Annotated in this window: 16 protein-coding genes, 6 tRNA genes and 6 rRNA genes (1 of these 28 running past the window's edge); 4 read left to right on the top strand and 24 right to left on the bottom strand. The window is 36.8% G+C overall.

What is annotated here, in order from left to right; genetic code table 11:
- Positions 1–3: 3 nt before the first annotated feature.
- From tuf to ACWJJ2_RS15025, 10 genes are all read right to left on the bottom strand, one after another.
- Positions 4–1,197 carry an elongation factor Tu gene (tuf, locus tag ACWJJ2_RS15070; protein WP_216302359.1) on the bottom strand — a complete coding sequence of 398 codons (1,194 nt, stop codon included), beginning with the start codon at positions 1,195–1,197 and terminating at the stop codon, positions 4–6.
- A gap of 81 nt (positions 1,198–1,278) precedes the next feature.
- A tRNA-Thr gene (locus tag ACWJJ2_RS15065) sits at positions 1,279–1,354 on the bottom strand.
- A gap of 9 nt (positions 1,355–1,363) precedes the next feature.
- Positions 1,364–1,438 (bottom strand) — tRNA-Gly (locus ACWJJ2_RS15060).
- Between the two features lie 69 nt (positions 1,439–1,507).
- Positions 1,508–2,125, bottom strand: a complete 618-nt coding sequence (gene sigH, locus ACWJJ2_RS15055; RefSeq protein WP_165414377.1) for an RNA polymerase sporulation sigma factor SigH — start codon at positions 2,123–2,125, stop codon at positions 1,508–1,510.
- A 99-nt stretch (positions 2,126–2,224) separates the two neighbouring features.
- Positions 2,225–2,734 (bottom strand): NYN domain-containing protein, encoded by a 510-nt coding sequence (locus ACWJJ2_RS15050; RefSeq protein WP_216302358.1) that lies wholly within the window; start codon positions 2,732–2,734, stop codon positions 2,225–2,227.
- Between the two features lie 8 nt (positions 2,735–2,742).
- Positions 2,743–3,528 carry a 23S rRNA (guanosine(2251)-2'-O)-methyltransferase RlmB gene (rlmB, locus tag ACWJJ2_RS15045; protein ID WP_258280778.1) on the bottom strand — a complete coding sequence of 262 codons (786 nt, stop codon included), beginning with the start codon at positions 3,526–3,528 and terminating at the stop codon, positions 2,743–2,745.
- A 312-nt stretch (positions 3,529–3,840) separates the two neighbouring features.
- On the bottom strand, positions 3,841–4,647 hold the full coding sequence (thyX, locus tag ACWJJ2_RS15040; RefSeq protein ID WP_220286395.1) for an FAD-dependent thymidylate synthase: 807 nt from the start codon (positions 4,645–4,647) through the stop codon (positions 3,841–3,843).
- On the bottom strand, positions 4,647–5,069 hold the full coding sequence (locus ACWJJ2_RS15035) for a Mini-ribonuclease 3 (protein ID WP_216302356.1): 423 nt from the start codon (positions 5,067–5,069) through the stop codon (positions 4,647–4,649). Before ACWJJ2_RS15035 ends, thyX begins: the two co-directional genes overlap by 1 nt.
- A gap of 548 nt (positions 5,070–5,617) precedes the next feature.
- Complete coding sequence (locus ACWJJ2_RS15030; protein WP_216302355.1) at positions 5,618–6,724, bottom strand: PIN/TRAM domain-containing protein; 1,107 nt, start codon at positions 6,722–6,724, stop codon at positions 5,618–5,620.
- 117 nt (positions 6,725–6,841) lie between these two features.
- Positions 6,842–7,315: a CarD family transcriptional regulator gene (locus ACWJJ2_RS15025; RefSeq protein ID WP_216302354.1), complete on the bottom strand. Its 474-nt coding sequence runs from the start codon at positions 7,313–7,315 to the stop codon at positions 6,842–6,844.
- A gap of 146 nt (positions 7,316–7,461) precedes the next feature.
- Between ACWJJ2_RS15025 and ACWJJ2_RS15020 the strand changes: the two genes are divergently transcribed.
- A complete protein-coding gene (locus tag ACWJJ2_RS15020; protein WP_216302353.1) occupies positions 7,462–7,866 on the top strand; it encodes a nucleoside triphosphate pyrophosphohydrolase family protein in 405 nt (134 codons plus the stop codon).
- Positions 7,867–7,903: 37 nt separating this feature from the next.
- Here ACWJJ2_RS15020 and disA read toward each other — a convergent pair whose 3' ends face one another.
- Positions 7,904–8,968 carry a DNA integrity scanning diadenylate cyclase DisA gene (gene disA / locus ACWJJ2_RS15015; RefSeq protein ID WP_216302352.1) on the bottom strand — a complete coding sequence of 355 codons (1,065 nt, stop codon included), beginning with the start codon at positions 8,966–8,968 and terminating at the stop codon, positions 7,904–7,906.
- A 750-nt stretch (positions 8,969–9,718) separates the two neighbouring features.
- Here disA and ACWJJ2_RS15010 point away from each other — a divergent pair.
- Genes ACWJJ2_RS15010 through ACWJJ2_RS15000 form a run of 3 tightly spaced genes read left to right on the top strand, consistent with a single transcriptional unit; the run spans position 9,719 to position 12,306 of the window.
- On the top strand, positions 9,719–10,615 hold the full coding sequence (locus ACWJJ2_RS15010) for an ABC transporter permease (protein WP_220319770.1): 897 nt from the start codon (positions 9,719–9,721) through the stop codon (positions 10,613–10,615).
- Complete coding sequence (locus ACWJJ2_RS15005) at positions 10,578–11,333, top strand: ABC transporter ATP-binding protein (protein WP_216302349.1); 756 nt, start codon at positions 10,578–10,580, stop codon at positions 11,331–11,333. Before ACWJJ2_RS15010 ends, ACWJJ2_RS15005 begins: the two co-directional genes overlap by 38 nt.
- Before the next feature lie 13 nt (positions 11,334–11,346).
- The gene (locus ACWJJ2_RS15000; RefSeq protein WP_216302348.1) at positions 11,347–12,306 is read left to right on the top strand and encodes an ABC transporter substrate-binding protein; all 960 of its coding nucleotides are present in this window, start codon (positions 11,347–11,349) and stop codon (positions 12,304–12,306) included.
- Positions 12,307–12,583: 277 nt separating this feature from the next.
- On the opposite strand, the gene ACWJJ2_RS14995 is transcribed toward ACWJJ2_RS15000, so the two are convergent.
- From ACWJJ2_RS14995 to ACWJJ2_RS14935, 13 genes are all read right to left on the bottom strand, one after another.
- Positions 12,584–15,025, bottom strand: a complete 2,442-nt coding sequence (locus tag ACWJJ2_RS14995; RefSeq protein ID WP_462952676.1) for an ATP-dependent Clp protease ATP-binding subunit — start codon at positions 15,023–15,025, stop codon at positions 12,584–12,586.
- A 299-nt stretch (positions 15,026–15,324) separates the two neighbouring features.
- Positions 15,325–15,561 (bottom strand): hypothetical protein, encoded by a 237-nt coding sequence (locus tag ACWJJ2_RS14990; RefSeq protein WP_216302346.1) that lies wholly within the window; start codon positions 15,559–15,561, stop codon positions 15,325–15,327.
- 280 nt (positions 15,562–15,841) lie between these two features.
- Positions 15,842–17,920 carry an elongation factor G gene (fusA, locus tag ACWJJ2_RS14985; protein WP_216302345.1) on the bottom strand — a complete coding sequence of 693 codons (2,079 nt, stop codon included), beginning with the start codon at positions 17,918–17,920 and terminating at the stop codon, positions 15,842–15,844.
- A gap of 276 nt (positions 17,921–18,196) precedes the next feature.
- Positions 18,197–18,271, bottom strand: a tRNA-Asn gene (locus tag ACWJJ2_RS14980).
- Positions 18,272–18,276: 5 nt separating this feature from the next.
- Positions 18,277–18,393 (bottom strand): 5S ribosomal RNA (rrf, locus tag ACWJJ2_RS14975).
- Positions 18,394–18,482: 89 nt separating this feature from the next.
- Positions 18,483–21,408 (bottom strand): 23S ribosomal RNA (locus tag ACWJJ2_RS14970).
- 292 nt (positions 21,409–21,700) lie between these two features.
- Positions 21,701–23,218: ribosomal RNA gene (locus tag ACWJJ2_RS14965) — 16S ribosomal RNA — on the bottom strand.
- A gap of 698 nt (positions 23,219–23,916) precedes the next feature.
- Positions 23,917–23,992: transfer RNA gene (locus ACWJJ2_RS14960), tRNA-Ala, on the bottom strand.
- A gap of 5 nt (positions 23,993–23,997) precedes the next feature.
- Positions 23,998–24,074: transfer RNA gene (locus ACWJJ2_RS14955), tRNA-Ile, on the bottom strand.
- A gap of 6 nt (positions 24,075–24,080) precedes the next feature.
- A 5S ribosomal RNA gene (rrf, locus tag ACWJJ2_RS14950) occupies positions 24,081–24,197 on the bottom strand.
- Between the two features lie 39 nt (positions 24,198–24,236).
- A tRNA-Asn gene (locus tag ACWJJ2_RS14945) sits at positions 24,237–24,311 on the bottom strand.
- 5 nt (positions 24,312–24,316) lie between these two features.
- Positions 24,317–24,433, bottom strand: a 5S ribosomal RNA gene (rrf, locus tag ACWJJ2_RS14940).
- Positions 24,434–24,522: 89 nt separating this feature from the next.
- A 23S ribosomal RNA gene (locus ACWJJ2_RS14935) occupies positions 24,523–26,469 on the bottom strand; it runs 979 nt beyond the window's last position.
- The 16S, 23S and 5S rRNA genes sit together here with 4 tRNA genes alongside, the layout of an rRNA operon.

The following is a 26,469-nucleotide window of genomic DNA, read 5'->3' as shown; positions in this document are numbered from 1 at the left end:
GTATTATTTAACTATTGAAGTAACAACTCCTGAACCTACTGTTCTTCCACCTTCTCTGATTGCGAATCTTAATCCCTCATCCATTGCTACTTGAGTGATTAGTTCAACATTCATGTCTATGTGATCTCCTGGCATTACCATTTCCATTCCGTCTGGTAATTTTATTGATCCAGTTACATCAGTTGTTCTGAAATAAAATTGTGGTCTATATCCGTCGAAGAATGGAGTATGTCTTCCGCCTTCTTCTTTTTTAAGTACATATACTTGACCTACAAATTTATCATGTGGATGTATTGAACCTGGCTTAGAAAGCACTTGACCTCTTTGAATATCTGTTCTTTGTACTCCTCTTAGTAATGCTCCGATGTTGTCTCCGGCCATTGCTTGATCTAAAAGTTTTCTGAACATTTCAACTCCTGTACATACAACTTTTCTTTTATCTTCGCTAAGTCCTACGATTTCTACTTCTTCTCCAACCTTAAGTATCCCAGCTTCAACTCTTCCTGTAGCAACTGTTCCTCTACCTGTGATTGTGAATACATCTTCTACTGGCATTAAGAATGCTTTATCTGTTGCTCTTGTTGGTGTTGGAATGTAGCTATCTACTGCTTCCATTAATTCAGCTATGCATTTTGATGCTTCTTCATCAGTTGGGTTTTCTAATGCTTTTAATGCTGATCCTGTTACTACTGGAATGTCGTCACCAGGGAAGTCATACTCACTTAATAATTCTCTTACTTCCATTTCAACAAGTTCTAATAATTCTGGATCATCTACCATATCTGCTTTGTTTAAGAATACTACTATATATCCTACTCCAACTCTGCTTGCTAATAGTATATGCTCTCTTGTTTGAGGCATTGGGCCATCTGCTGCACTAACAACTAGAATTGCTCCATCCATTTGTGCTGCGCCTGTGATCATGTTCTTTACATAATCTGCATGCCCTGGGCAATCAACATGTGCATAATGTCTATTATCTGTTTCATACTCAACATGTGATGTATTTATTGTAATTCCTCTTTCTCTTTCCTCAGGTGCTTTGTCAATTTGGTCAAACCTAGATACTTCTGCTAAACCTTTAGTTGCGAGTACTGCTGTTATTGCAGCTGTTAATGTTGTCTTGCCGTGATCTACGTGCCCTATTGTTCCAATGTTTACGTGTGGTTTGCTTCTTTCAAACTTTGCCTTTGCCATTTTGTATTCCTCCTCAATATAAATAATTACACTTTTGTGCAAGTAAACTCATCCTAGTGTATTGTACGGATTTAATAGTTATGGAGCCCATAACCGGAATTGAACCGGTGACCTCCACCTTACCAAGGTGACGCTCTGCCGACTGAGCTATATGGGCATTAAATTTTGGAGCGGGAAACGGGTATCGAACCCGCGACACCCAGCTTGGGAAGCTGGTGCTCTACCACTGAGCTACTCCCGCCGACGTACAACTTAAAGCTATACACCAATTATTGATTATACTACTGTTTATTTTTTTGTCAATGTATTTTCACCTTTTGCTTAGACATTTTTCTAATTTTCTTTTTACTCTTTGTAGCGCATTATCAATAGACTTTGCATGCCTATCTAAATCACAAGCAATCTCTTGATAAGATTTACCATCTAAGTATGACATCAACACTTCCATCTCTAGTTCTGAAAGAACTTCCCCAATTTCATTTTGAATGCTTATTACTTCTTCACGGCTTATAACTAGCTCTTCGGGATCAGTAATTTTAGCACCTGATAACACATCCAATAATGTTCTGTCTGATTCCTCGTCATATATTGGCTTATTTAAAGATATATATGTATTAAGGGGAATGTGTTTTTGGCGAGTAGCTGTTTTTATTGCTGTAATTATCTGTCTTGTAACACAAATTTCTGCGAAAGCCCTAAAAGAAGATAATCTATCTGCCTTAAAATCTCTAATGGCCTTATAGAGACCTATCATTCCTTCTTGATAAATATCTTCTTTATCAGCCCCAATCAAAAAATACGACTTAGCCTTGGCTTTAATAAAATTCCTGTATTTATTAATTAAATATTCTTGTGCTCTAACATTTCCATTTTGTGCTTCAATGACTACTTCTTCATCCAATCTTTCTTCAAAGCATGAAGTATCCATACTAGCTCTAATGATTTTTTCCAACAAATATCCCCTCCACACCAAACATGTGTCATATAGATGATTATACCTTAGTGCAATTTCTATAGTCAAGAAAATTCAATGGCTCCTGCGTATTTTTTCAAGTTTTTTTAATGTTTTTTCATCTATTCTCTCTTCTAACCAATTTCTTTTTCCTAAATGCTTTTTTTCGATATTTATTTGAATCTCTTTTTGTGTACTAATTACTTCGTGATAAAATTCAATGGAAGACATTCGAGTGGCCCCTCTTTGAAAGGTAACTTGCTGCTCTAGCGAGTCTGACGTGACAACGCAGACTTCGGATTTTCGTCCTATATTATTGACCATTCTCTCAATATAATCATCTGCCGTTTCGCCCTCTTTTGTAAAAATCACAACTAAATTTCCTTGTCTTTCTTTTTTTTGAAGGCTACCTTTAACCATTTGTGCATCAAAAACTATAAATATTTTATACCCTTTAAATCCCGAGTGATTTTGAAGAGTGTCAATAAGCTGCAGGCGTGAAGATTCGTAACTAAAATCTTTAATCTTTTTAAGATTTGGCCAGCTATTTATAACATTATACCCATCAACAAAAACTGTTTTCACTTTTTACCTCATTTAATCTTTTGCTTCATAATTTCATACATTATTATACCACCTGCAACCGATGCATTTAAAGATGTTATTTTCCCTGCCATGGGTATTTTTACTAGAACATCACATTTTTCTTTTGTAAGTTTAGAAATGCCTCTACCCTCACTTCCAATAACAAGGGCTACCGCACCAGTTAAATCAGTATTAAAAACATAATTTTCGGCATCCATATCCGCACCATAAACCCATACTCCGAGTCCTTTTATTTCTTCAATAGTTGCATTTATATTAGTTACTTTTACTATTTTCATATGTTCAATTGCACCAGCTGATGTTTTATACACTGTTGGTGTAACTCCCACATTTTTTCTCTTAGGTATAATTATTCCGTGAGCTCCGCATACCTCTGCAGTTCTTATGATAGACCCAAAGTTATGTGGATCTTCAATTTCATCTAGTATAATTATAAAAGGCTTTTCTCCTCTTTCTCGCGCATATTCAAATATGTCATTTAATTGAAAATATTTGTAAGGTGTTACTATAGCAATAACTCCTTGATGTGATGAAGTTTGTGATATTTCATCTAGTTTTCTTCTATCTACTTCTTTCGTAACAATTCCTTTTTCTTTGGCTAATGCTAGTACCACGCTTATAGATCCTACCATATCACCTTTGGCAATAAGAATGTACTCTATGGTTCTATCTGATTTTAGCGCTTCTATAACTGCATTTCTTCCTTCAACTAAATCCTCTCTAATGATTTTAGTCTCAACTTCTTTATTAACATTGCTATTCTTAGGGCTTATTTCAGTTCTTTCCCTAGCAAATTTTTTGTTTTCTGGTGCATTCTCTTCACTTTGTTTGTTTCTTTTATTACCTACTCTGCCTTTATCTTCTCTACTTTCTTTTGTACCCTGCTCGTCACCTCTAAATCTTCTGGAAGACGCTCCACCTTTATCATATTTACTACTTGAAAACCCTCTACTTTCTTTCGCACCTTTTTCGCTCGTCCTAACCCTTTTAGACCCTGTTCCAGTTTTCTCTTCCCTACTACTTCCAAATCCACTGTTTCCTTGATATTTTTTATTATCGCTCATTTCAAATACCTCTCTCTTTATCTATTTAACTTCATATTCTTTTCTTATTTCCATCATTTTTCCACAACTCATACCGCCTTCAGGGCATGGTCCACTAACACAACTTGGCCCTGCATATTTAAAAAGTACAGGTGCTACACTCCTCGCTTGCATCAGCATTGTTTTTGCCATTTGACGTATTTCCCATTGAGCTCTAGTACAACATCTCTGATTAAAGAAATGAATTAATTCTCTAGCATTCATAGTAACTATCATTTTAGTTTCACAAGCATTTGGAAATACATATCTCGCATCTTCGATAGCCTTTTTCTCAGCTTTGCCCTTAATAATTGTATATTGTTTTTTCTCAATTTCTTCAGTATTTATTAATTTTTCATCCTTTAAATATTCTTTTAAAAGATTAGCCAATTCATTTCTACACAATATCTCTACTAACTGATTATACTCCTCTTGAATGCGCTTCATAGATTCTATGAATATTATTTTTGCTTCTTCATCTTTTTCAATATTGGGAGGAATTATATATTCAAATTGTTCAAGCTTTACATATCTCTGACTCTGTTGAGAATATGATGCCACCCTATGTCTCACTAATTGATGGGTCAAACTTCTAGATATGCCCTCAATTGCAAAAGTAAAGCTCACATGTTCTATTGGCGAATGATGGCCATAAGTCATTAACATGTCTAACAACTTTTGTGTTTTTTGTTCATTCAAACCTTCTAGTATTTCATCAACCCCAACTTGACTATAACAGAGTTTAGCTGCCGCTGCTATAATTTTTTCTGGATTAGGCGTATGTTCAATTAATTTAACCTTAAGCACAATTACTCAGCCCCCAAATCGTGGTTTATAATCTTCTCGAAAATATAGTTTAGTCTTTCATTCTTTTCACTTAAATATAGAAATCCCACTAAAGCTTCAAACCCCGTAGCCCATTTATATTCATTTAAATCTCCATTTTTAGGTGTTGTGCCACTTTTAGAGTTTCTAGCTCTTTTAAATATACTGAGCTCTTCTTCATTTAGATTTTCTATAAAGAATTTCATATACTCACTTTGCGCATGTGCTTTTACATGTTCAACTGTTTTAATATGAATTTTATGAACATTCATATTTCTATTTTTTTCCACAAGATAGGTTCTAATAAATACCTCATAAACTGCATCTCCAACTAATGCAAGCACTAGTGGATTTATCTGTTTAACTTGTTCTACTGTAAATTTACCCTTTAGCATATTAAATTCCATGCTTATTCTCCTTTTTATTTATTAGACATTTCTATGATAAAAGGTAGTAGCCATTGTATGGTGGCTTATAACACGGCTACTACTTTTTATCGTTATAGGTATTTCTATATCAATGTACTTACTAAGGTCCTGCCCATCTTTACCGCTTATATCTTTTATCCTTGAATTTATTATTTACATGATACACATTTAAAATAAAAAACATCAAAAAAATGATAAAGCTCACCCTGTTTTAGGGCGAGCTTTATCACGGTACCACCTAAATTTGTACTCATTTTTTAACGGTTATTCTACCGGTAGTTTTGCTACAGCTCCGAAACGGGTTAAAAACTTTGAAAGTCTCTCAACCTACTATTTAATTTAGATTTAATATTTTTTATAGTTATTAATCAATATACACATTAAATATGCTACTGTCAATAGTAAAACCATCATCTAAGTTGTCACTAATAGCTTATAACATATTCGTTTATAAATGTTCTAGACCCATCATTAATAAGTACAATAGCATCGTTTTTACTTATAAAAAAGTTACTCACACAATATGACTAACTTTTTACCAAAGAATCCTTATTTTTAGCAAAAATCATTCTACCTGCTGCCGTCTGAAGTACTGATGTTACAATAACAACTATATTTTCACCAATATATCGTCTTCCACCTTCAACAACAATCATTGTACCATCATCTAAATAAGCTATCCCTTGGCCCGATTCTTTTCCATCTTTCATCACTTGAATTTTCATTTCTTCCCCTGGTAGAACTACTGGCTTTACTGCATTTGCAAGTTCATTAATATTTAAAACTGGAACTCCTTGGAATTCAGCTACCTTGTTAAGATTAAAATCGTTAGTAATTACTTTACCATTCAAAACTTGAGCTAACTTAAGAAGTTTGCTATCTACTTCTGCAATATTGGGAAAGTCTTTCTCCCAAATTTCAACTTCTATATTTAATTCCTTTTGAATTTTGTTTAGTATATCTAATCCTCTTCTGCCTCTATTCCTTTTAAGCCCATCTGATGAATCAGCTATATGCCTAAGCTCCTCCAATACGAAAGTTGGTATTACTAGTGGCCCTTCAACAAAACCCGTTTGACAAATATCAAATATTCTACCATCAATTATTACTGATGTATCTAGCACCTTAGGATTTTCATTAGTAAATCCTTTGATTTTCTTATCTTTGAATCCATCTTTCCTTTTAATGCTTGTAAAGAAGGATAATATTTCATCTCTTTTTCTAGCGCAAATATCTGCTCCTAAAGCTGCCATTATAACAGTAAAAATAACTGCAATAATATTCCATATAAGAGATTGGTACTTAAATAATCCCGCAAACAAAGATGCTATTACAAGCCCTATTATTGCCCCTCCTGTACCAAAAATAATTTGAGAAGTCGGCATTTTTTGTGTGCTTTTCTCCACATGATCCATAAACTTCATTATAAAAGATACGATTATAGGAGATATTAGAAATAAAATAACTCCAAAAATTAAAGTAGAAAAAATAATGAATATTATTCCTTGAATTGTACCATTTTTTAAATAATTAAGCCCACCTAAATAGCTTGTGCTTAGAAGCATATCTCCTATTAAGTACCCCAAAATTAGTCCTATGATTGTAAAAAGTCCTCTCAAAATTTTTTTTAACAAAAAATTTCACCTCCTTCTAAATTATTAACACTTATTTGGATTTATATCCTGTTATTATCTAATATATACTATAAAGTTGTGCATTTCAATAAAATGCACCCTAGAATTAACAATTTGTTAAACGAAATCCCTTATTTTGTTTAACGCTTGTTCCATATTAAGTTCAAACACTAACATTATTTCACTGGCTACCATCCCTTCAACTCTTTCTAGAATCTTTAACTCACCCGGTGGAAGCATATCTTTCTTCTTTAAATAATATAAATCCCTAAGTACCTCGCACATTTTTAGAGCATTACCACTTTGGATTTTTTTCTTGTTAAATCTATATCTATTATTCCAATTACTTTCTATACAATTGGACCTATTTGATATTGTATTTAAAACTGTTTCTAATTCTACTTTATTTGAAATGTTTCTTATTTTATGTTTCTCTATTTTATCTATCGGAATCATAAAATTCATATTATCTAATAAAAGATATATATTTATATATTTACATTTTATATTATACAATTCTTCACTGTTTATATTCTGTACATACCCAGCACCATAATATGCTACAAATATTTTTTGGCCAATATTTAACATAACACGCCCCCTATTAATAAAACTCCTGTTGCTTTATTATATATTCATAAGGTTAAATGCGTACTTAATTTATTGACAAAAACGTAATGTAAATCCTATAATAAAGATAGTATAGCTACTTAAATGATTAAAAGGAGTTGAACTTAATGAAAGATTGTATTTTTGATAATTTTCAAAACTCTGTGGATGAGTCCCTATTACGACATAAAAGTATTTTGGATATAATCACCAAACTTCAAGAGTCTCAGGCTAGAGTTAACAGAGCTGTTGCAAAGTCTGTTACCAATTGTGGTTGTATTGGCGTGGAAGCAAAGAAGCAATATACTCCTGCTGATATAGATGATTTAGATTTGGATACTCTTAGTGCTTCACTTGATACCCACATGCTAGGTAATCTTTGTGAAAACTGTAGAGAAGTCTTAGAAAAAGAATTAGGAAACAACCTTTTTTATATTGCTTCTTTATGTAATCTTGTAGACTTAAACTTATATGATATTCTTTTAAAAGAGTATAACAAAATAAGTACCTTAGGTAAATATACTATGCGTTAGTAAATATAGCATAAAATAAGTTAAAACTTATTTTATGCTATATTTGCTTATCTAACATAAATTGCTCTTTTAACCTTCTTAACCCATTTTTAATAGCTTTAGCCCTTGCTTCCCCAATACCTTCTACGCTATCAAGTTGTTGATAAGAAGCTTCCATTGTAGTTTTTAATTCTCTAAAGTGCTTAACTAAATTTTCTATAACATTTACAGGTATTCTAGGTATCTTACCAAGCATTCTATATCCTCTTGGAGAAATTAGAGTATCTACTAACGGAACACCTATATATCCAATAATCCTAGAAATAAAATCTAAATCCATGAGCTCTTCAGAACTCATATTTTCTATTTGGCTATATATTTGCGTATAATCCATACCACTTTGACAATAATCCCTTATTAAGAGTATCCCATCCTCCTCAACACTTCTAATTAACTCATTTAGTTGCATTGAAATTAGTCTGCCCTCATTTCCTAGTTCACATATATGCCTTTCAATTTCACCAACTATCCTCATAACCATTTCTGTTCTTTGTATTGCTGATATTACATCAAACAAGGTTGCTAAATCTTGAAATTCTAAAAGATTTAGATTACTTACTACTCGCTCAAGAACTGAAACATACTTTTCTAATGTCTGAATAGCTTGATTTGCCTTCGCTAAAATAATACTACTATCTCTTAAAACATATTTTATATCATCTTTGTATACAGTTATGATGGTTCTTCTTTGTGATATTGCAACAACAGCATACCCAGTCTGCTTAGCTATTCTTTGAGCTGTCCTATGCCTTGTCCCTGTTTCAAAAGTGGGTATTGTAGGGCTTGGCATGAGCTGAGTATTAGCATATAATATTTTTTTCAAATCACTGCTTATTACTATGGCTCCATCCATCTTTGCTAGTTCATATACATAAGCAGGGCTATAGTCCGCATTTATTCGAAATCCGCCATCTACGATGTCTAATATTTCCTTACTGTCTCCTAAAACAATAAGCCCTCCCGTTTTAGCTCTTAAGATATTTTCAAGTCCTTCCCTAAGCGTCGTTCCAGGGGCCATTCTTTTTAATATATTCATAAGTTCCTTGCTTTTTTCTTCTCTCATCTTTTTCTCCCTACTTAATAAATAGTGCCATTAAAAAATCTTATAATATCTTTTAATGAAGCCGTCCCTATAATATTAATATCCTTAGCATTAATTTTCTTTTCGCACTTATACAATAATTGTTTGTCGAGCTTTATTTCCTTACTTTTCACGCTAGACAATACCAAGCCCTAACTCTCCAGAAGTCCCATCTAAATTTAGTCGCCCTACTACATTAACATAAATATCACAATTATAAAAAGTAACCCTTTATTTTTTTCTAAACTAGTCTCTTAAATAAAAAAACTAGAAGCATTTAATATTTGAGTAGGCCTTCTTGTCTCATTATAATATTATACAAGATTAAATAAATTCTTACAAATAAAATAAATTATATTATTTATATTTGCATAAGGTTGTACACCCTATAAAACCGAAATAATAAAATAGTTTTAACGAAAAAATATTCTTGATTATTAAAGATAAGAATGGTATTATAAATATAATATTTTTTTAAGGAGAGATTAATTATGAAAAACTTATTAAATCAAAAAATACAATTTGTCTTTAGTCGCCAATTTACATAGGATTTGTACCTAAAAATTAAACATAGGTACAGGTCCATTGATGCTTGCATCAAATGATTTGTATCTATGTTGACTATGATTATAAGTTTTTCATAAGTTATATGAAAAAAGTCACATAGATATTCTATGTGGCTTTTTTTTGTATTTTAAATATCTTTTCTTAATTTTACAAAGGAGGATTTTGATGGAAGTCGCAACAGGAATATTAGTACAAAGCTTAATTTTATCAATCATGGTATTGGGGGTGTATATAAGCTATAAAATTTTGGACTTTCCGGACTTATCTGCTGATGGAAGTTTTTCCTTAGGGGCAGCAATAATAGCTGTAACCTTAAAAAGTGGAATTTCTCCTATTTTAGGCTCAGTGCTTGCGCTAGCTTCTGGGTGTATAGCGGGGTTATTAACGGGAATACTCCATGTTAAATTTAAAATATCAAACTTACTTTCAGGCATTCTAGTAATGGGGATTTTATATTCTCTAAACCTACGGATTATGGGAAAGGCAAACATTGCCCTCTTTAATGATGAAAATATTTTTTATGATTTCAACCCTTTAATTGTAGCTTTAATCTTAGTTGTAATATTTAAAGTTGCTATCGATATGTTTTTAAAAACAGGATTAGGATATGCATTGAAAGGTGTGGGCGATAACCCACAAATGATTAAATCTTTAGGCGTAGAAATAGGTAAAATAAAAATATTAGGACTTATGATATCTAATGGACTTATAGCTTTTTCTGGAAGTATGATGGCTCAATATCAAGGATTTTCGGATATATCTATGGGCATAGGTACATTAATTTTAGGTATAGCTTCTATAATCATTGGATCATCTATTATTAAAAACGGCAAGTTTATAAAACAGACAAGTAGTGTAATTATAGGCACTCTAATCTACCAAATTACCATATATTTAGCTATGAATTTTGGACTTACACCTGTGGATTTAAAAATGGTCACATCTTTTGTAATAATTTTATTTATAACAGTTGGTGGTAGAAGTAATAGTGAAAGTAACAAATCTATACGGGGGTGGTTATTAAATGTTAAAAATACAAGATTTATCAAAAATTTTTTATAATTCTTATTTAGGTGAAAATGTGTTATTTAAGGGCATTAATTTAGACATTAACGAAGGGGATTTTATAAGCATAATTGGTAGCAATGGAACAGGTAAGTCCACATTATTAAATATAATTTCTGGATTAGTTAAAGAAAGCTCAGGTAATATTTTTCTTGAAGGAAATGATTTAACTAAAATGCCTGAACATAAAGTAACAAGAATTGTAAGCAGGGTTTTTCAAAACCCATCCTTAGGAACATGTCCATCCATGACCGTTAGAGAAAATTTATCTCTGGCTTTAAATAAGGGTAAATTAATTAATTTTAAATATTGCCTTAGATATAAAACTAAAGAACTGGAAGCTCTTTTAAATGGAATATCATTAGATCTAAAGAAGCTTTTAGATGTGAATGTAAATTATTTATCAGGGGGACAAAGACAAGCTCTATCATTGATAATGGCAAGCCTATCTGCTCCTAAGTTACTGTTGTTAGATGAACATACTGCAGCATTAGATCCAAAGACATCTAATGAGATAATGGAGTTAACTCAAAAGATTGTAAAAGAAAAAAATATTACTACATTAATGATAACTCATAATTTAAAGGATGCACTTCAGTATGGTAATAGGCTAATAATGCTACATAAAGGTGAAGTTATTTTAGATTTAAATGAATCCGAAAAGAAAAAATTAACAATAGAAAGTATATTGAAAAAATTTGAATACGCGGTATAAAGGAGGTATTATTGTGAAAAAAATGTTAGCTACTACACTAATAATTACATGCATATTAACCGGATGTACAAAAACGAATGAAAAGAAGAAAGTTATAAAAATAGGTATAAGTCAAATAGTAGAGTATGTTGCACTAGATCAAAGTAGAGAAGGATTTATAAAAGCACTAGAGGATAATGGTTATAAGGAGGGAGACAATATAGATATTGATTATCAAAATGCCCAAGGAGATATAACTACGACCCAAACTATCGGCAAAAAGTTTGCATCTGGAAAGAAGGATTTAATTTATGCAATAGCTACCCCTTCAGCACAGGGGTCATATAATGCTACAAAAAAAATTCCAATAATAATTACGGCCGTTACTGATCCTGTGCAAGCTGGAATAATAAAGTCTTTAGATAAGCCAGAAACTAATGTTTCTGGGACTTCAGATTATTTACCAGTGAAAAAACAATTGGAGTTAATAAAGGAATTGATGCCCAATGCTAAAAGAATAGGAATTTTATATAATACAAGTGAAGTAAATTCACAAGTACAGGTAAATGAGCTAAAAAAAGCAGCTAAAGGTTATGAAATTGTTACTTCCGGAGTAACAAGCACTAATGAAGTTAATAGTGCCATAAGTAGCTTACTTGCGAAAATAGACGTTTTATATGTACCAACTGATCAGTTAATAGTGTCATCCATGCCTATAATAGTAAAAAATACATTGGAGGCAAAAATACCTGTTATAGCATCGGAAAAAGGCTCCGTAGAATCTGGAGCATTAGCTACTGTAGGAATAGATTATTATAAGTTAGGATATGAAGCAGGTAACATGGCAGTTGATGTACTAAAGGGTAATGATATATCTAATATGCCAATTAAAATCTCTGAAGAAACAGAAGTGTATATAAATAAAGATACATTAAAATCATTGAATATATCTATGCCAGAGATTAAAAATGTTAAATATATAGATAATAAATAAGCATTTTTATATAAAATATTAATGTGCCTATGTTGTTTATGAAAAATCTTTTATTATTTAAATTGTAGAATTACATTACCATAATCCAATAGTTAGCGATACAACTGATTCACATGTTGTGTATAACAGAATATAATTGCATATCCTGAATAAAACTAAGAAAAACCGTATACCTCTTGTGTGCAGTTTTCCTTAGTTTTATTTATTCGTAAGTTTAGTTATAAACTGAAAGTAAAAAAAATTATGTTTTTTAAGCATATCCTACACATAAACAACATTAAATATGTAAAGTCTTAAAAATCAATTCACTATTTTTCATAAGAACACTTACATTATCACCTTTATTAATATTACCCTTAAGTATTTCTTCAGAAAGCTTATCTTCCACAGTATTAGTTATTTCTCGCCTTAGTGGTCTAGCTCCATAAGTAGTATTAAGTCCCGCCTTAGCTAAATGCTTCTTAGTTTCCTCATCAAAAGTAATATTAATTTCAAGATCTTTAAGACGCTCTTTTACTACCTTAAGCATTAATCCTACTATTTTATATAAATCTTCATGTTCTAGCGAATGAAATACGATAATCTCATCTATTCTATTTAAAAATTCAGGTCTAAATGAATGTTTTAGCTCTTCCATTATATTTTCTTTCATCTTTTCATATTTAGAGCTTGCTTCATTATCCTTTATATCGAAACCTAGAGACCTCTGTTTTTTTATACTAGACGCGCCTACATTTGATGTCATTATAATTACTGTATTTTTAAAATCTACTGTTTTCCCTTTTCCGTCTGTTAGCCTTCCATCCTCTAATATCTGTAACAAAATATTAACTACGTCTGGATGAGCTTTTTCAATTTCATCAAAAAGTATAACTGAATAAGGGTTCCTCCTCACCTTTTCCGTTAATTGACCACCTTCATCAAAACCTACATATCCTGGTGGCGAACCCATAAGCCTTGAAACAGTGTGCTTATCCATATATTCTGACATATCTATTCTTATCATGTTATTTTCATCACCAAACATGGCATCTGCTAAAGCTTTAGACAATTCTGTTTTTCCTACACCAGTGGGACCTAAAAATATAAAAGATCCTATAGGTCTCTTTGGATCCTTTAACCCTACCCTTGCACGTCTTACAGCTCTTGAAATAGATTTCACTGCCTCACCTTGTCCTATTACTCTCGTGTGGAGTACCTCTTCTAACTTTAGTAGCCGTTCCGATTCTTTTTCAGTCAATTTTTCTATAGGTATATTAATCCACCTTGATACCACATTAGCAATTTCAAGCTCTGTAACTATTAGCTCATCCGCTTGATTTTGAGTTTTCCAATTGTTTTTTGAATTATACAATTTATCCTTTAATTGTTTTTCGATATCTCTAATCTTAGCTGCTTTTTCAAAGTCCTGCACTGATATAGCATCAGCTTTCTCTTTACAAATTCCATCTATTTTTTCTTCTAAATTTTTCAAATTTTCTGGAGCAGTTAAATTTTGAATTCTTACTTTTGCACCAGCCTCGTCTATAAGATCTATTGCTTTATCAGGTAAGTATCTATCTGATATATATCTATGTGATAAGCTAACAGCTGCTTCTATTGCACTATCCGTAATCTTTACTCTATGATGTGCTTCATACTTATCTCTTAATCCTTTTAATATTTCAACAGCTTCATTTTTGCTTGGTTCTCCTACAATTATAGGTTGAAATCTCCTCTCGAGTGCTGCATCTTTTTCAAAATGCCTTTTGTATTCATCTATAGTTGTTGCCCCTATGCATTGAAGTTCTCCTCGAGCGAGGGCCGGTTTTAATATATTAGATGCATCAATAGCTCCTTCAGCTCCTCCTGCCCCAATGATAGTATGAATTTCATCTATAAATATAATAACATTTCCTGCGACGACTATCTCTTGCATAACCTTTTTAAGCCTTTCCTCAAACTCTCCCCTGTATTTAGAACCTGCCACCATTGAGGATATATCCAAAGTTATAACCCTTTTGTCTTTTAAAATTTCAGGAATGCTACCGGAAGCTATTCTTTGTGCTAGTCCCTCTGCTATAGCTGTTTTCCCTACGCCTGGTTCTCCTATAAGGCATGGATTATTCTTCATTCTTCTGCATAAAATTTCTAAAAGTCTTTGAGTTTCATTACCTCTACCTATAACAGGATCAAGTTTACCTTGTCTTGCCATCTCAGTTAAGTCTTTACCAAAACGTTCTAAGTTTGGAGTACCCTGTTTTTGCTTTTCTTTTGATAAACTACCTTTTGGAGTATCTTCAGAACACCAATTATTTAGTATACCATTTCTAAGTTTATTAAAGTCCGCTCCTAAATTAGCCAAAATTGTATATGCAACACCTTCTTCTTCTCTAATCAAGGCTAACAAAATATGCTCTGGACTAATATAATTATGATTCAAATTTCTAGCTTCCAGAAGACTTAGTTCTAGTAGCCTTTTTGTTCTTGGAGTTAGAGGTATCTCGCTACTTCGCATTTCTATGTCTCCTTCTCCCTCATACTCCATTACTAATTTCTTTACTCCCTCAGACGAAATTTTCATATCATCCAATGATTTTTTACATACTCCGTCTTCATCCTTTAGAATTCCTAGCAATATATGCTCTGTCCCTACATAACCATGCTTTAATTGCTTTGCCTCCTCTTGAGCATATACTAAAATCTTTTGTGATCTTTCTGTAAATTTATTAAACATCATGTTAAAACACCTCACTTGCAATGGATTTACTTCTTCCTTTAATTATGACCAATTGCACCCAGTTTTATCCTAAAAATACCAATATCGAAGTGAGTTTCATACTTTACTATCTATAAGAATAAAAAATAAGCATAAATAACACAGTACTCTATTTAATAACTCCTATAAAATCAAAAACAAATTTCGGAAAGTTTTATTTCCTAATTTGTTTTTTTAAAATATTCAAACATTAATAGTGATGGCCTTCTTAAATATATTATGCAAATAGCTCACTTACATAATTGCTCTTAATTTCCTCTTTACCTTCCCTTTTGTGATGTGATGTAATATTTGCCATTTTCTTTATCTCCTTGTGTTACAACGGTAAAAGAATTATTTTCCAACATTTCACATAATATTTTCATTTCATCAGCATTTTTCATTTTTGAAATAATTGTGAACTTATCATTTCGCTCTATTATGCCCATATAATCATGAATGCTGCTGTAATCACTTAAGTTAATTTCTCCAGGAATGTCTAATTTATATTCAGACATTTAATTCTCCCCTCTTTACTATATTTCACATTAGGTTTTGTAATTTTGAGCAAAATATGCGCATTTATTATAATTTACTTTTATTCTTTTTCTATACCTAAAAATTCATAATTAAATCATCTCCTGCGGAGCTGCACAGCTTCGAAGAAGATGAATTGACGACTTCAGAAGGAGATTTATACCCTCACTTATATGAGTTGGGAGACTTTCCTTCTGAAATGTCGTTAAAACAAAGAAATAAAACCGTAGCTACCTATGGTTTTATTTCTTTATTTTATTTCTATTCCAGGTTCTTGCTAGCTTCAATTATTTTATCAATTCCATCCTGAGGCACTTCTTCATATCTTTCAAACTTGACTCTAAAATTTGCCCTAGCACCAGTCATTGAGCGTAAATCTGTTGCATAATCAAATAATTCTGATTGAGGTACTTCTCCTATGACTTTCTGACCTCTTTCAACAGACTCCATCCCCAAAATTCTACCTCTTTTCTTGCTTATATCCGTAATAATATCGCCCATATAGTCCTCTGGACATGTGACCTCCACATGCATAATTGGTTCTAATAAAACAGGATCTGATTCCTTAAGGCCCTTCTTGTAAGCTAACGACGCTGCCATTTTAAATGCCATTTCAGAAGAATCTACAGCATGATACGAACCATCATGTAACGTTGTTTTAAGTCTTATAACTGGGAATCCTCCAAGTACACCATGCCTAATGCATTCCCTTAACCCTTTTTCAACAGCAGGTATATACTGCCTTGGAACTGTTCCACCAACCACCGCATCAATAAATTCTAAATCATCTGCACCGTCTATTCTAGGCTCAAATTTAATCTTTACATCACCATACTGGCCATGTCCTCCGGATTGCTTTTTATGTTTTCCTTGGACATCAGAAGTTCTTTTAATTGTTTCTCTATAAGCAATCTTTGGAATTTCTAATGATACTTCAACTCCAAATTTATTTTTCAATTTACTAACTATAACCTGCAAGTGGGTAGATCCTAATCCTGAGATTATAGTTTGTGCATTTTCTGCGCTCCTAGATATTGAGAATGTAGGATCTTCTTCTAACAATTTTGTTAATCCATTAGATATTTTATCTTCATCACCTTTAGCTTTAGTTACAATAGCTCTTGAAAAAACTGGTTGTGGGAACTCCATAGTATCAAACATTATTAGTTTCGCTCTATCACAGAGAGTATCTCCAGTAGTCGTGCATTGAAGTTTTGCAACTGCACCTATATCCCCTGCCGCAATTTCTCGAGTTTGAAATTGTTGTTTTCCTTTTAAAAAATACATAGCACCTATTTTTTCTTCTTTATTTTTATTAGTATTATATACTATTGTGTCACTTTTAGCTTTTCCAGTAATAACACGGAACATAGATAATTTACCTACAAAAGGATCTGCAATAGTTTTAAATACTAATGCTGAGAATGGACCCATATCATCAATTTTGACTTGCGTATATTTATTGTTTTTCATACCTTTTGCAATGTACATAGTTGTTTCAATTGGAGAAGGGAAGCATTCAACCATATCTTCTAGCAACGTATTCATTCCTATACCAAGTAAAGCAGATCCACACATTATAGGTGTAATTTCTCCCATAGAAGCTCCTTTTATAAGACCTTGATATATTTCTTTTTCACTTATAGAACCCTCATTGAAATATTTTTCTAATAGAACTTCATCTGTTTCAGCAACTGCTTCCATAACCATCTGTTTACACTCATCCACTTTATCTATTAATTCTTCTGGAATATCACTATCTTCCATCCCATGTGTTTTAGGATTAAATATTTGAGCCCTTCTAGATATGACATTTATTACGCCGCTAAAATTTTCTTCACTACCTATAGGATATTGAATTGGTACTGCGGATATTCCAAATGTTTCTTTTATCTGTTGCAAAGCAACTTGAAAATTACTATTTTCCCTATCTAGCTTATTAATAAAAAATGCTCTAGGTAGCTTATGATCATTGATATATTCCCAAGCCTTCTCAGTTCCAACTTCTACACCTGATACCCCACAAACAGTTATCATTGCCATATCTACAGCTCTTAGCCCCTCAATCATTTCTCCTTCATAATCAAAATATCCAGGCATATCTACTAAATTTAATTTTATATTTCCCCATTCACTTAAAGCCACTGATGTAGAAATAGACGTTTTTCTTTTCTTTTCTTCAATATCGTAATCACTAATTGTAGTACCATCATTAACTTTTCCGAATCTATCTATAGCTTTAGTGTAATATAATATTGATTCCATTAATGTGGTTTTTCCTGAACCACTATGTCCAACAATTCCTATATTTCTTAGATTTTTGCTTATATATTCTTTCATATACGATACCTCCTAGCTTTTCGTTAGATATATATTCATATATTCTACCTTTAAATAAAAAGCCTTTGTATATAGCTGAATTTTATAATTATTACTTTCTAAAAAAGATAAAAGTACCAATAAAATAAATTTATTGATACTTAATTATATATTTAAACTAAATATAAGTTATTACTAAAGCTCATATCTATTTTTTAAAATTTGTATATTATTTATTATAATTTTTCAAAAAATAAAAAAAAGCTAATAATTAGCTTTGTATACTTTAAATAAAAATGGCTCCGCGAAAAGGATTTGAACCTTCAACCTATCGGTTAACAGCCGAGTGCTCCACCGTTGAGCTATCGCGGAACATTACCTAGCGACAACCTACTCTTCCACAAGGTCACCCCTGCAGTACCATCGGCGCATTGAAGCTTAACCTTCGTGTTCGGTATGGGAACGGGTGTTACCTTCATGCCATAATCACTAGATTGAGAAAATAAATATTCTCTCAAAATTGCACAGTGAACTAGTCTTCTCGCTTACGCTTGAAGTATCGCTTTATTTCTAATTATATATTTAGGTCAAGCCCTCGACTTATTAGTATTAGTCAGCTGAACATGTTACCATGCTTACACCTCTAACCTATCAACCTGGTGGTCTTCCAGGAGTCTTACTAACACCGCACTTACGTGCGAGTTATGGGAAATCTCATCTCAGGGTGGGCTTCACGCTTAGATGCTTTCAGCGTTTATCCCTTCCAAACATAGCTACCCAGCGATGCCACTGGCGTGACAACTGGTGCACCAGAGGTTTGTCCATCCCGGTCCTCTCGTACTAAGGACAGCTCCCTTCAAATTTCCTACGCCCGCGACGGATAGGGACCGAACTGTCTCACGACGTTCTGAACCCAGCTCGCGTGCCGCTTTAATGGGCGAACAGCCCAACCCTTGGGACCTACTTCAGCCCCAGGATGCGACGAGCCGACATCGAGGTGCCAAACCTCCCCGTCGATGTGGACTCTTGGGGGAGATCAGCCTGTTATCCCCGAGGTAGCTTTTATCCGTTGAGCGATGGCCCTCCCACGAGGTACCACCGGATCACTAAGCCCGACTTTCGTCCCTGCTCCACTTGTAAGTGTCGCAGTCAGGCTCCCTTCTGCCTTTGCACTCTTCGCGCGATTTCCAACCGCGCTGAGGGAACCTTTGGGCGCCTCCGTTACTTTTTTGGAGGCGACCGCCCCAGTCAAACTGCCCACCTAACAATGTCCTGTGACCAGATTCATGGCCTCCAGTTAGAACCTCAGTACTGTCAGGGTGGTATCCCAAGGATGACTCCACACAGGCTGACGCCCATGTTTCTCAGTCTCCCACCTATCCTGTACAGACAATACCGAAATTCAATGCTAAGCTACAGTAAAGCTCTACGGGGTCTTTCCGTCCAATCGCGGGTAGCAAGCATCTTCACTTGCACTACAATTTCGCCGGATGTGTTGTTGAGACAGTGCCCAAATCATTACGCCATTCGTGCGGGTCGGAACTTACCCGACAAGGAATTTCGCTACCTTAGGACCGTTATAGTTACGGCCGCCGTTTACTGGGGCTTAAGTTCATACCTTCGCTTGCGCTAAGTAATCCCCTTAACCTTCCAGCACCGGGCAGGCGTCAGCCCCTATACATCAGCTTTCGCTTTAGCAGAGACCTGTGTTTTTGCTAAACAGTTGCTTGGGCCTATTCTCTGCGACCTACTTACGTAGGCACCCCTTCTCCCGAAGTTACGGGGTCAATTTGCCGAGTTCCTTAACAACAATTCTTCCGATGGTCTTAGGATTCTCTCCTCACCTACCTGTGTCGGTTTGCGGTACGGGCACCAATATCCTCGATAGAGACTTTTCTTGGCAGCGTGGAATCAGATACTTCGGGAATAAATTCCCTTCCCCATCACATCTCAGCGTTAAGAGCAAACGGATTTGCCTGCTTGCTCCGCCTAAATGCTTAGACACACATCCAATAGTGTGCACATCTTATCCTCCTGCGTCATCCCATTTCTAATAACGTCCATTGGTGGTATCGGAATATCAACCGATTGTCCATCACCTACGCCTTTCGGCCTCGGCTTAGGTCCCGACTAACCCTGAGAGGACGAGCCTTCCTCAGGAAACCTTAGGTTTTCGACCGTTAAGATTCTCACTTAACTCTCGCTACTCATGCCAACATTCTCACTTCTGTACCGTCCACCACTCCTTACGGTATGACTTCAGCCAGTACAGAAAGCTCCTCTACCGCGTACACAATTGTGTACACCCATAGCTTCGGTGGTAAGTTTTAGCCCCGGACATCTTCGGCGCAGGATCTCTTGACTAGTGAGCTATTACGCACTCTTTAAATGAGTGGCTGCTTCTGAGCCAACATCCTAGTTGTCTTAGAAATCCCACATCCTTTTCCACTTAACTTACACTTTGGGACCTTAGCTGATGGTCTGGGCTGTTTCCCTTTTGACTACGGATCTTATCATTCGCAGTCTGACTGCCGAAATAAAAGTATATGGCATTCGGAGTTTGATAGGGTTCAGTAACTGTTGTCAGCCCCTAGCCCATTCAGTGCTCTACCTCCATTACTCAATTAATCGACGCTAGCCCTAAAGCTATTTCGAGGAGAACCAGCTATCTCCGAGTTCGATTGGAATTTCTCCGCTATCCACAGCTCATCCCATGGTTTTTCAACACCAACGTGGTTCGGACCTCCACGGAATTTTACTTCCGCTTCATCCTGGCCATGGATAGGTCACCCGGTTTCGGGTCTACGACATGCAACTATGCGCCCTATTCAGACTTGGTTTCCCTTCGGCTCCGTACCTTAAGTACTTAACCTTGCTACATATCGTAACTCGTTGGCTCGTTCTACAAAAAGCACGCCGTCACACATATAAAGTGCTTCGACCGGTTGTAGGCACACGGTTTCAGGTTCTATTTCACTCCCCTTCCGGGGTTCTTTTCACCTTTCCCTCACGGTACTTCTTCACTATCGGTCACTAGGTAGTATTTAGCCTTGGGAGGTGGTCCTCCCAGCTTCCCACAAGGTTTCACGTGTCTCGTGGTACTCTGGATTAGATCTGACTGTTTTTCCTTTTCATTTACAGGCCTATTACCTTCTGCGGAGCAGCTTTCCAGCTATCTTCAATTAAGGAATTGCAGTATTTATGATCTATCCTCAACCCCCAGATCAAAGACCTGGGTTTGGGCTCTTTCCCTTTCGCTCGCCGCTACTTAGGAAATCGATGTTTCTTTCTCTTCCTCCGGGTACTTAGATGTTTCAGTTCCCCGGGTCTACCTCTGCATACCTATTTATTCAGTATGCAGTACATAGTTGTTACTATGTGGGTTCCCCCATTCGGAAATCTTTGGATCACAGGCTATTTGCGCCTACCCAAAGCTTATCGCAGCTTAACGCGTCCTTCTTCGGCTCCTAGTGCCAAGGCATTCGCCATGCGCCCTTTGTAGCTTGACCTTGATTCTGTCTATTTACATAGACGGTTATATTAATTTTGCGAAATTGTATTAAATCAATTTATAAACTACTTGCGTAGTTTTAATTTTTTTAAAACAACTTTTTTCACTGTGCAATTTTCAAAGAACATTTTAAGAAAAACTATTCATTATCTAACTCCTAAGAGTTAGATAAAATTAGTCTCTCAAAATTAAACAGAGAACTAGGTACGATTAATTACAATAGATATTTTTGAAGAACAAATTAATATTCTTCTATTGCATCGACCGAAGTCAATACATCTACTCCCTAGAAAGGAGGTGATCCAGCCGCAGGTTCTCCTACGGCTACCTTGTTACGACTTCACCCCAATCATCAATCCCACCTTCGGCCGCTGGCTCCTTACGGTTACCTCACGGACTTCGGGTGTTACCAACTCTCATGGTGTGACGGGCGGTGTGTACAAGGCCCGGGAACGTATTCACCGCGACATGCTGATTCGCGATTACTAGCAACTCCGGCTTCATGTAGGCGAGTTGCAGCCTACAATCCGAACTGGGATGAGTTTTTGAGTTTGGCTCCACCTTGCGGTCTTGCATCTCTTTGTACTCACCATTGTAGCACGTGTGTAGCCCTAGACATAAGGGGCATGATGATTTGACGTCATCCCCACCTTCCTCCCGGTTAACCCGGGCAGTCTCACTAGAGTGCTCAACTTAATGGTAGCAACTAATGATAAGGGTTGCGCTCGTTGCGGGACTTAACCCAACATCTCACGACACGAGCTGACGACAACCATGCACCACCTGTCACCCTGTCCCGAAGGACTTCGCCCATCTCTGGGTTATGCAGGGGATGTCAAGTCTAGGTAAGGTTCTTCGCGTTGCTTCGAATTAAACCACATGCTCCGCTGCTTGTGCGGGCCCCCGTCAATTCCTTTGAGTTTTAATCTTGCGATCGTACTCCCCAGGCGGAATACTTAATGTGTTAACGGCGGCACCGAGGTTCGACCCCCGACACCTAGTATTCATCGTTTACGGCGTGGACTACCAGGGTATCTAATCCTGTTTGCTCCCCACGCTTTCATGCCTCAGCGTCAGTTACAGTCCAGTAAGTCGCCTTCGCCACTGGTGTTCTTCCTAATCTCTACGCATTTCACCGCTACACTAGGAATTCCACTTACCTCTCCTGCACTCTAGACACCCAGTTTCAAATGCAGCACCCAAGTTAAGCTCGGGTATTTCACATCTGACTTAAATGTCCGCCTACGCATCCTTTACGCCCAGTAAATCCGGACAACGCTTGCCACCTACGTATTACCGCGGCTGCTGGCACGTAGTTAGCCGTGGCTTCCTCCTCTGGTACCGTCATTATCGTCCCAGAAGACAGAACTTTACAACCCGAAGGCCTTCATCATTCACGCGGCGTTGCTGCGTCAGGGTTTCCCCCATTGCGCAATATTCCCCACTGCTGCCTCCCGTAGGAGTCTGGACCGTGTCTCAGTTCCAATGTGGCCGATCACCCTCTCAGGTCGGCTACGCATCGTCGCCTTGGTGAGCCGTTACCTCACCAACTAGCTAATGCGCCGCGGGTCCATCTCAAAGTGGAATTTTCCGAAGAAAAATCCTTTGATGTTTCGATCATGCGACCAAAACATATTATGCGGTATTAATCTCCCTTTCGGGAGGCTATTCCCCTCTTTGAGGCAGGTTACCCACGTGTTACTCACCCGTCCGCCGCTAATCCACCCCGAAAGGTTTCATCGCTCGACTTGCATGTGTTAGGCACGCCGCCAGCGTTCGTCCTGAGCCAGGATCAAACTCTCAATTTAAAAGTTTACACTTTTTTAGTTGAAATGATTAATCTGCGACAACTGTTAAGTTGTTACGCAAGCTCATTACATACTTTTAGTCTTACGACTAAATTTTACTTTATACTAAAGTAATTAACTGGTTTAGCGAAATATTATTTCGCTATCTTTACCTATTTCTCTGTTTAATTTTCAAAGACCAATTTGCTTTGTCATCATGTGACGACTTCTACTATTCTACTAGGCATTTCTTGTTTTGTCAACAACTTTTTAAAAATTATTTTCATTTGAAAATATATTAAATAGTTATCAACAGTTAGCTTATCGTGCCACTTGTTTGTGACGACAAGGAATATTGTATCATAATAATAAAGTTGTATATTTGTTTTTTTTGTTATATATCCACGTTATTCTCCATTTACTCATTCTTTCATTATAATCCTTTGTTTTATATATATTGACACGCATGGTCAAGTATATAAGAAATTGTTTGTATTTAAGCATTTTATTTATTTATTTATTTATTTATTTATAAACGTTATTAAGAATTTTTATATTATAGAATTTCTAACAACATTAATAATCCACTTAAATCATCTCCTGCGGAGCTGCAATCTTGGAATAAAATCAGCCGCTGCACAGGAGATGATTTAACCCAGTTTTTTTACTAACAACTTATTTATCTCCACAAAAAAAACAGCCCATATTGGACTGTTCTTTGGTGGAGATAAAGGGAATCGAACCCTTGACCCCCTGCGTGCAAGGCAGGTGCTCTCCCAGCTGAGCTATATCCCCACATATGGTGGACCTTCAGGGACTCGAACCCCGGACCGACCGGTTATGAGCCGGTAGCTCTAACCAGCTGAGCTAAAGATCCATATTTACCTGGCGACAACCTACTCTTCCACAAGGTCACCCCTGCAGTACCATCGGCGCATTGAAGCTTAACCTTCGTGTTCGGTATGGGAACGGGTGTTACCTTCATGCCATAATCACCAGATTTATTAATATCCGTCATATGTTATTATATTTTAAAAAATGGCTCCGCGAAAAGGATTTGAACCTTCAACCTATCGGTTAACAGCCGAGTGCTCCACCGTTGAGCTATCGCGGAACATTACCTAGCGACAACCTACTCTTCCACAAGGTCACCCCTGCAGTACCATCGGCGCATTGAAGCTTAACCTTCGTGTTCGGTATGGGAACGGGTGTTACCTTCATGCCATAATCACTAGATTGAGAAAATAAATATTCTCTCAAAATTGCACAGTGAACTAGTCTTCTCGCTTACGCTTGAAGTATCGCTTTATTTCTAATTATATATTTAGGTCAAGCCCTCGACTTATTAGTATTAGTCAGCTGAACATGTTACCATGCTTACACCTCTAACCTATCAACCTGGTGGTCTTCCAGGAGTCTTACTAACACCGCACTTACGTGCGAGTTATGGGAAATCTCATCTCAGGGTGGGCTTCACGCTTAGATGCTTTCAGCGTTTATCCCTTCCAAACATAGCTACCCAGCGATGCCACTGGCGTGACAACTGGTGCACCAGAGGTTTGTCCATCCCGGTCCTCTCGTACTAAGGACAGCTCCCTTCAAATTTCCTACGCCCGCGACGGATAGGGACCGAACTGTCTCACGACGTTCTGAACCCAGCTCGCGTGCCGCTTTAATGGGCGAACAGCCCAACCCTTGGGACCTACTTCAGCCCCAGGATGCGACGAGCCGACATCGAGGTGCCAAACCTCCCCGTCGATGTGGACTCTTGGGGGAGATCAGCCTGTTATCCCCGAGGTAGCTTTTATCCGTTGAGCGATGGCCCTCCCACGAGGTACCACCGGATCACTAAGCCCGACTTTCGTCCCTGCTCCACTTGTAAGTGTCGCAGTCAGGCTCCCTTCTGCCTTTGCACTCTTCGCGCGATTTCCAACCGCGCTGAGGGAACCTTTGGGCGCCTCCGTTACTTTTTTGGAGGCGACCGCCCCAGTCAAACTGCCCACCTAACAATGTCCTGTGACCAGATTCATGGCCTCCAGTTAGAACCTCAGTACTGTCAGGGTGGTATCCCAAGGATGACTCCACACAGGCTGACGCCCATGTTTCTCAGTCTCCCACCTATCCTGTACAGACAATACCGAAATTCAATGCTAAGCTACAGTAAAGCTCTACGGGGTCTTTCCGTCCAATCGCGGGTAGCAAGCATCTTCACTTGCACTACAATTTCGCCGGATGTGTTGTTGAGACAGTGCCCAAATCATTACGCCATTCGTGCGGGTCGGAACTTACCCGACAAGGAATTTCGCTACCTTAGGACCGTTATAGTTACGGCCGCCGTTTACTGGGGCTTAAGTTCATACCTTCGCTTGCGCTAAGTAATCCCCTTAACCTTCCAGCACCGGGCAGGCGTCAGCCCCTATACATCAGCTTTCGCTTTAGCAGAGACCTGTGTTTTTGCTAAACAGTTGCTTGGGCCTATTCTCTGCGACCTACTTACGTAGGCACCCCTTCTCCCGAAGTTACGGGGTCAATTTGCCGAGTTCCTTAACAACAATTCTTCCGATGGTCTTAGGATTCTCTCCTCACCTACCTGTGTCGGTTTGCGGTACGGGCACCAATATCCTCGATAGAGACTTTTCTTGGCAGCGTGGAATCAGATACTTCGGGAATAAATTCCCTTCCCCATCACATCTCAGCGTTAAGAGCAAACGGATTTGCCTGCTTGCTCCGCCTAAATGCTTAGACACACATCCAATAGTGTGCACATCTTATCCTCCTGCGTCATCCCATTTCTAATAACGTCCATTGGTGGTATCGGAATATCAACCGATTGTCCATCACCTACGCCTTTCGGCCTCGGCTTAGGTCCCGACTAACCCTGAGAGGACGAGCCTTCCTCAGGAAACCTTAGGTTTTCGACCGTTAAGATTCTCACTTAACTCTCGCTACTCATGCCAACATTCTCACTTCTGTACCGTCCACCACTCCTTACGGTATGACTTCAGCCAGTACAGAAAGCTCCTCTACCGCGTACACAATTGTGTACACCCATAGCTTCGGTGGTAAGTTTTAGCCCCGGACATCTTCGGCGCAGGATCTCTTGACTAGTGAGCTATTACGCACTCTTTAAATGAGTGGCTGCTTCTGAGCCAACATCCTAGTTGTCTTAGAAATCCCACATCCTTTTCCACTTAACTTACACTTTGGGACCTTAGCTGATGGTCTGGGCTGTTTCCCTTTTGACTACGGATCTTATCATTCGCAGTCTGACT

This window comes from Clostridium sp. CM039 (assembly GCF_055081075.1).
This window is presented reverse-complemented; position numbering and strand designations above follow the sequence as displayed.

What these genes read in the sequence shown, in the direction of transcription:
- tuf (WP_216302359.1), bottom strand. Translation starts at nt 1,197, where the DNA reads ATGGCAAAGGCAAAGTTTGAAAGAAGCAAACCACACGTAAACATTGGA.
- sigH (WP_165414377.1), bottom strand. Translation starts at nt 2,125, where the DNA reads ATGGATACTTCATGCTTTGAAGAAAGATTGGATGAAGAAGTAGTCATT.
- ACWJJ2_RS15035 (WP_216302356.1), bottom strand. Translation starts at nt 5,069, where the DNA reads ATGGAATTTAATATGCTAAAGGGTAAATTTACAGTAGAACAAGTTAAA.
- ACWJJ2_RS15025 (WP_216302354.1), bottom strand. Translation starts at nt 7,315, where the DNA reads ATGTTAAATATTGGCCAAAAAATATTTGTAGCATATTATGGTGCTGGG.
- ACWJJ2_RS15020 (WP_216302353.1), top strand. Translation starts at nt 7,462, where the DNA reads ATGAAAGATTGTATTTTTGATAATTTTCAAAACTCTGTGGATGAGTCC.
- disA (WP_216302352.1), bottom strand. Translation starts at nt 8,968, where the DNA reads ATGAGAGAAGAAAAAAGCAAGGAACTTATGAATATATTAAAAAGAATG.
- ACWJJ2_RS15010 (WP_220319770.1), top strand. Translation starts at nt 9,719, where the DNA reads ATGGAAGTCGCAACAGGAATATTAGTACAAAGCTTAATTTTATCAATC.
- ACWJJ2_RS15005 (WP_216302349.1), top strand. Translation starts at nt 10,578, where the DNA reads ATGTTAAAAATACAAGATTTATCAAAAATTTTTTATAATTCTTATTTA.
- ACWJJ2_RS14995 (WP_462952676.1), bottom strand. Translation starts at nt 15,025, where the DNA reads ATGATGTTTAATAAATTTACAGAAAGATCACAAAAGATTTTAGTATAT.
- ACWJJ2_RS14990 (WP_216302346.1), bottom strand. Translation starts at nt 15,561, where the DNA reads ATGTCTGAATATAAATTAGACATTCCTGGAGAAATTAACTTAAGTGAT.
- fusA (WP_216302345.1), bottom strand. Translation starts at nt 17,920, where the DNA reads ATGAAAGAATATATAAGCAAAAATCTAAGAAATATAGGAATTGTTGGA.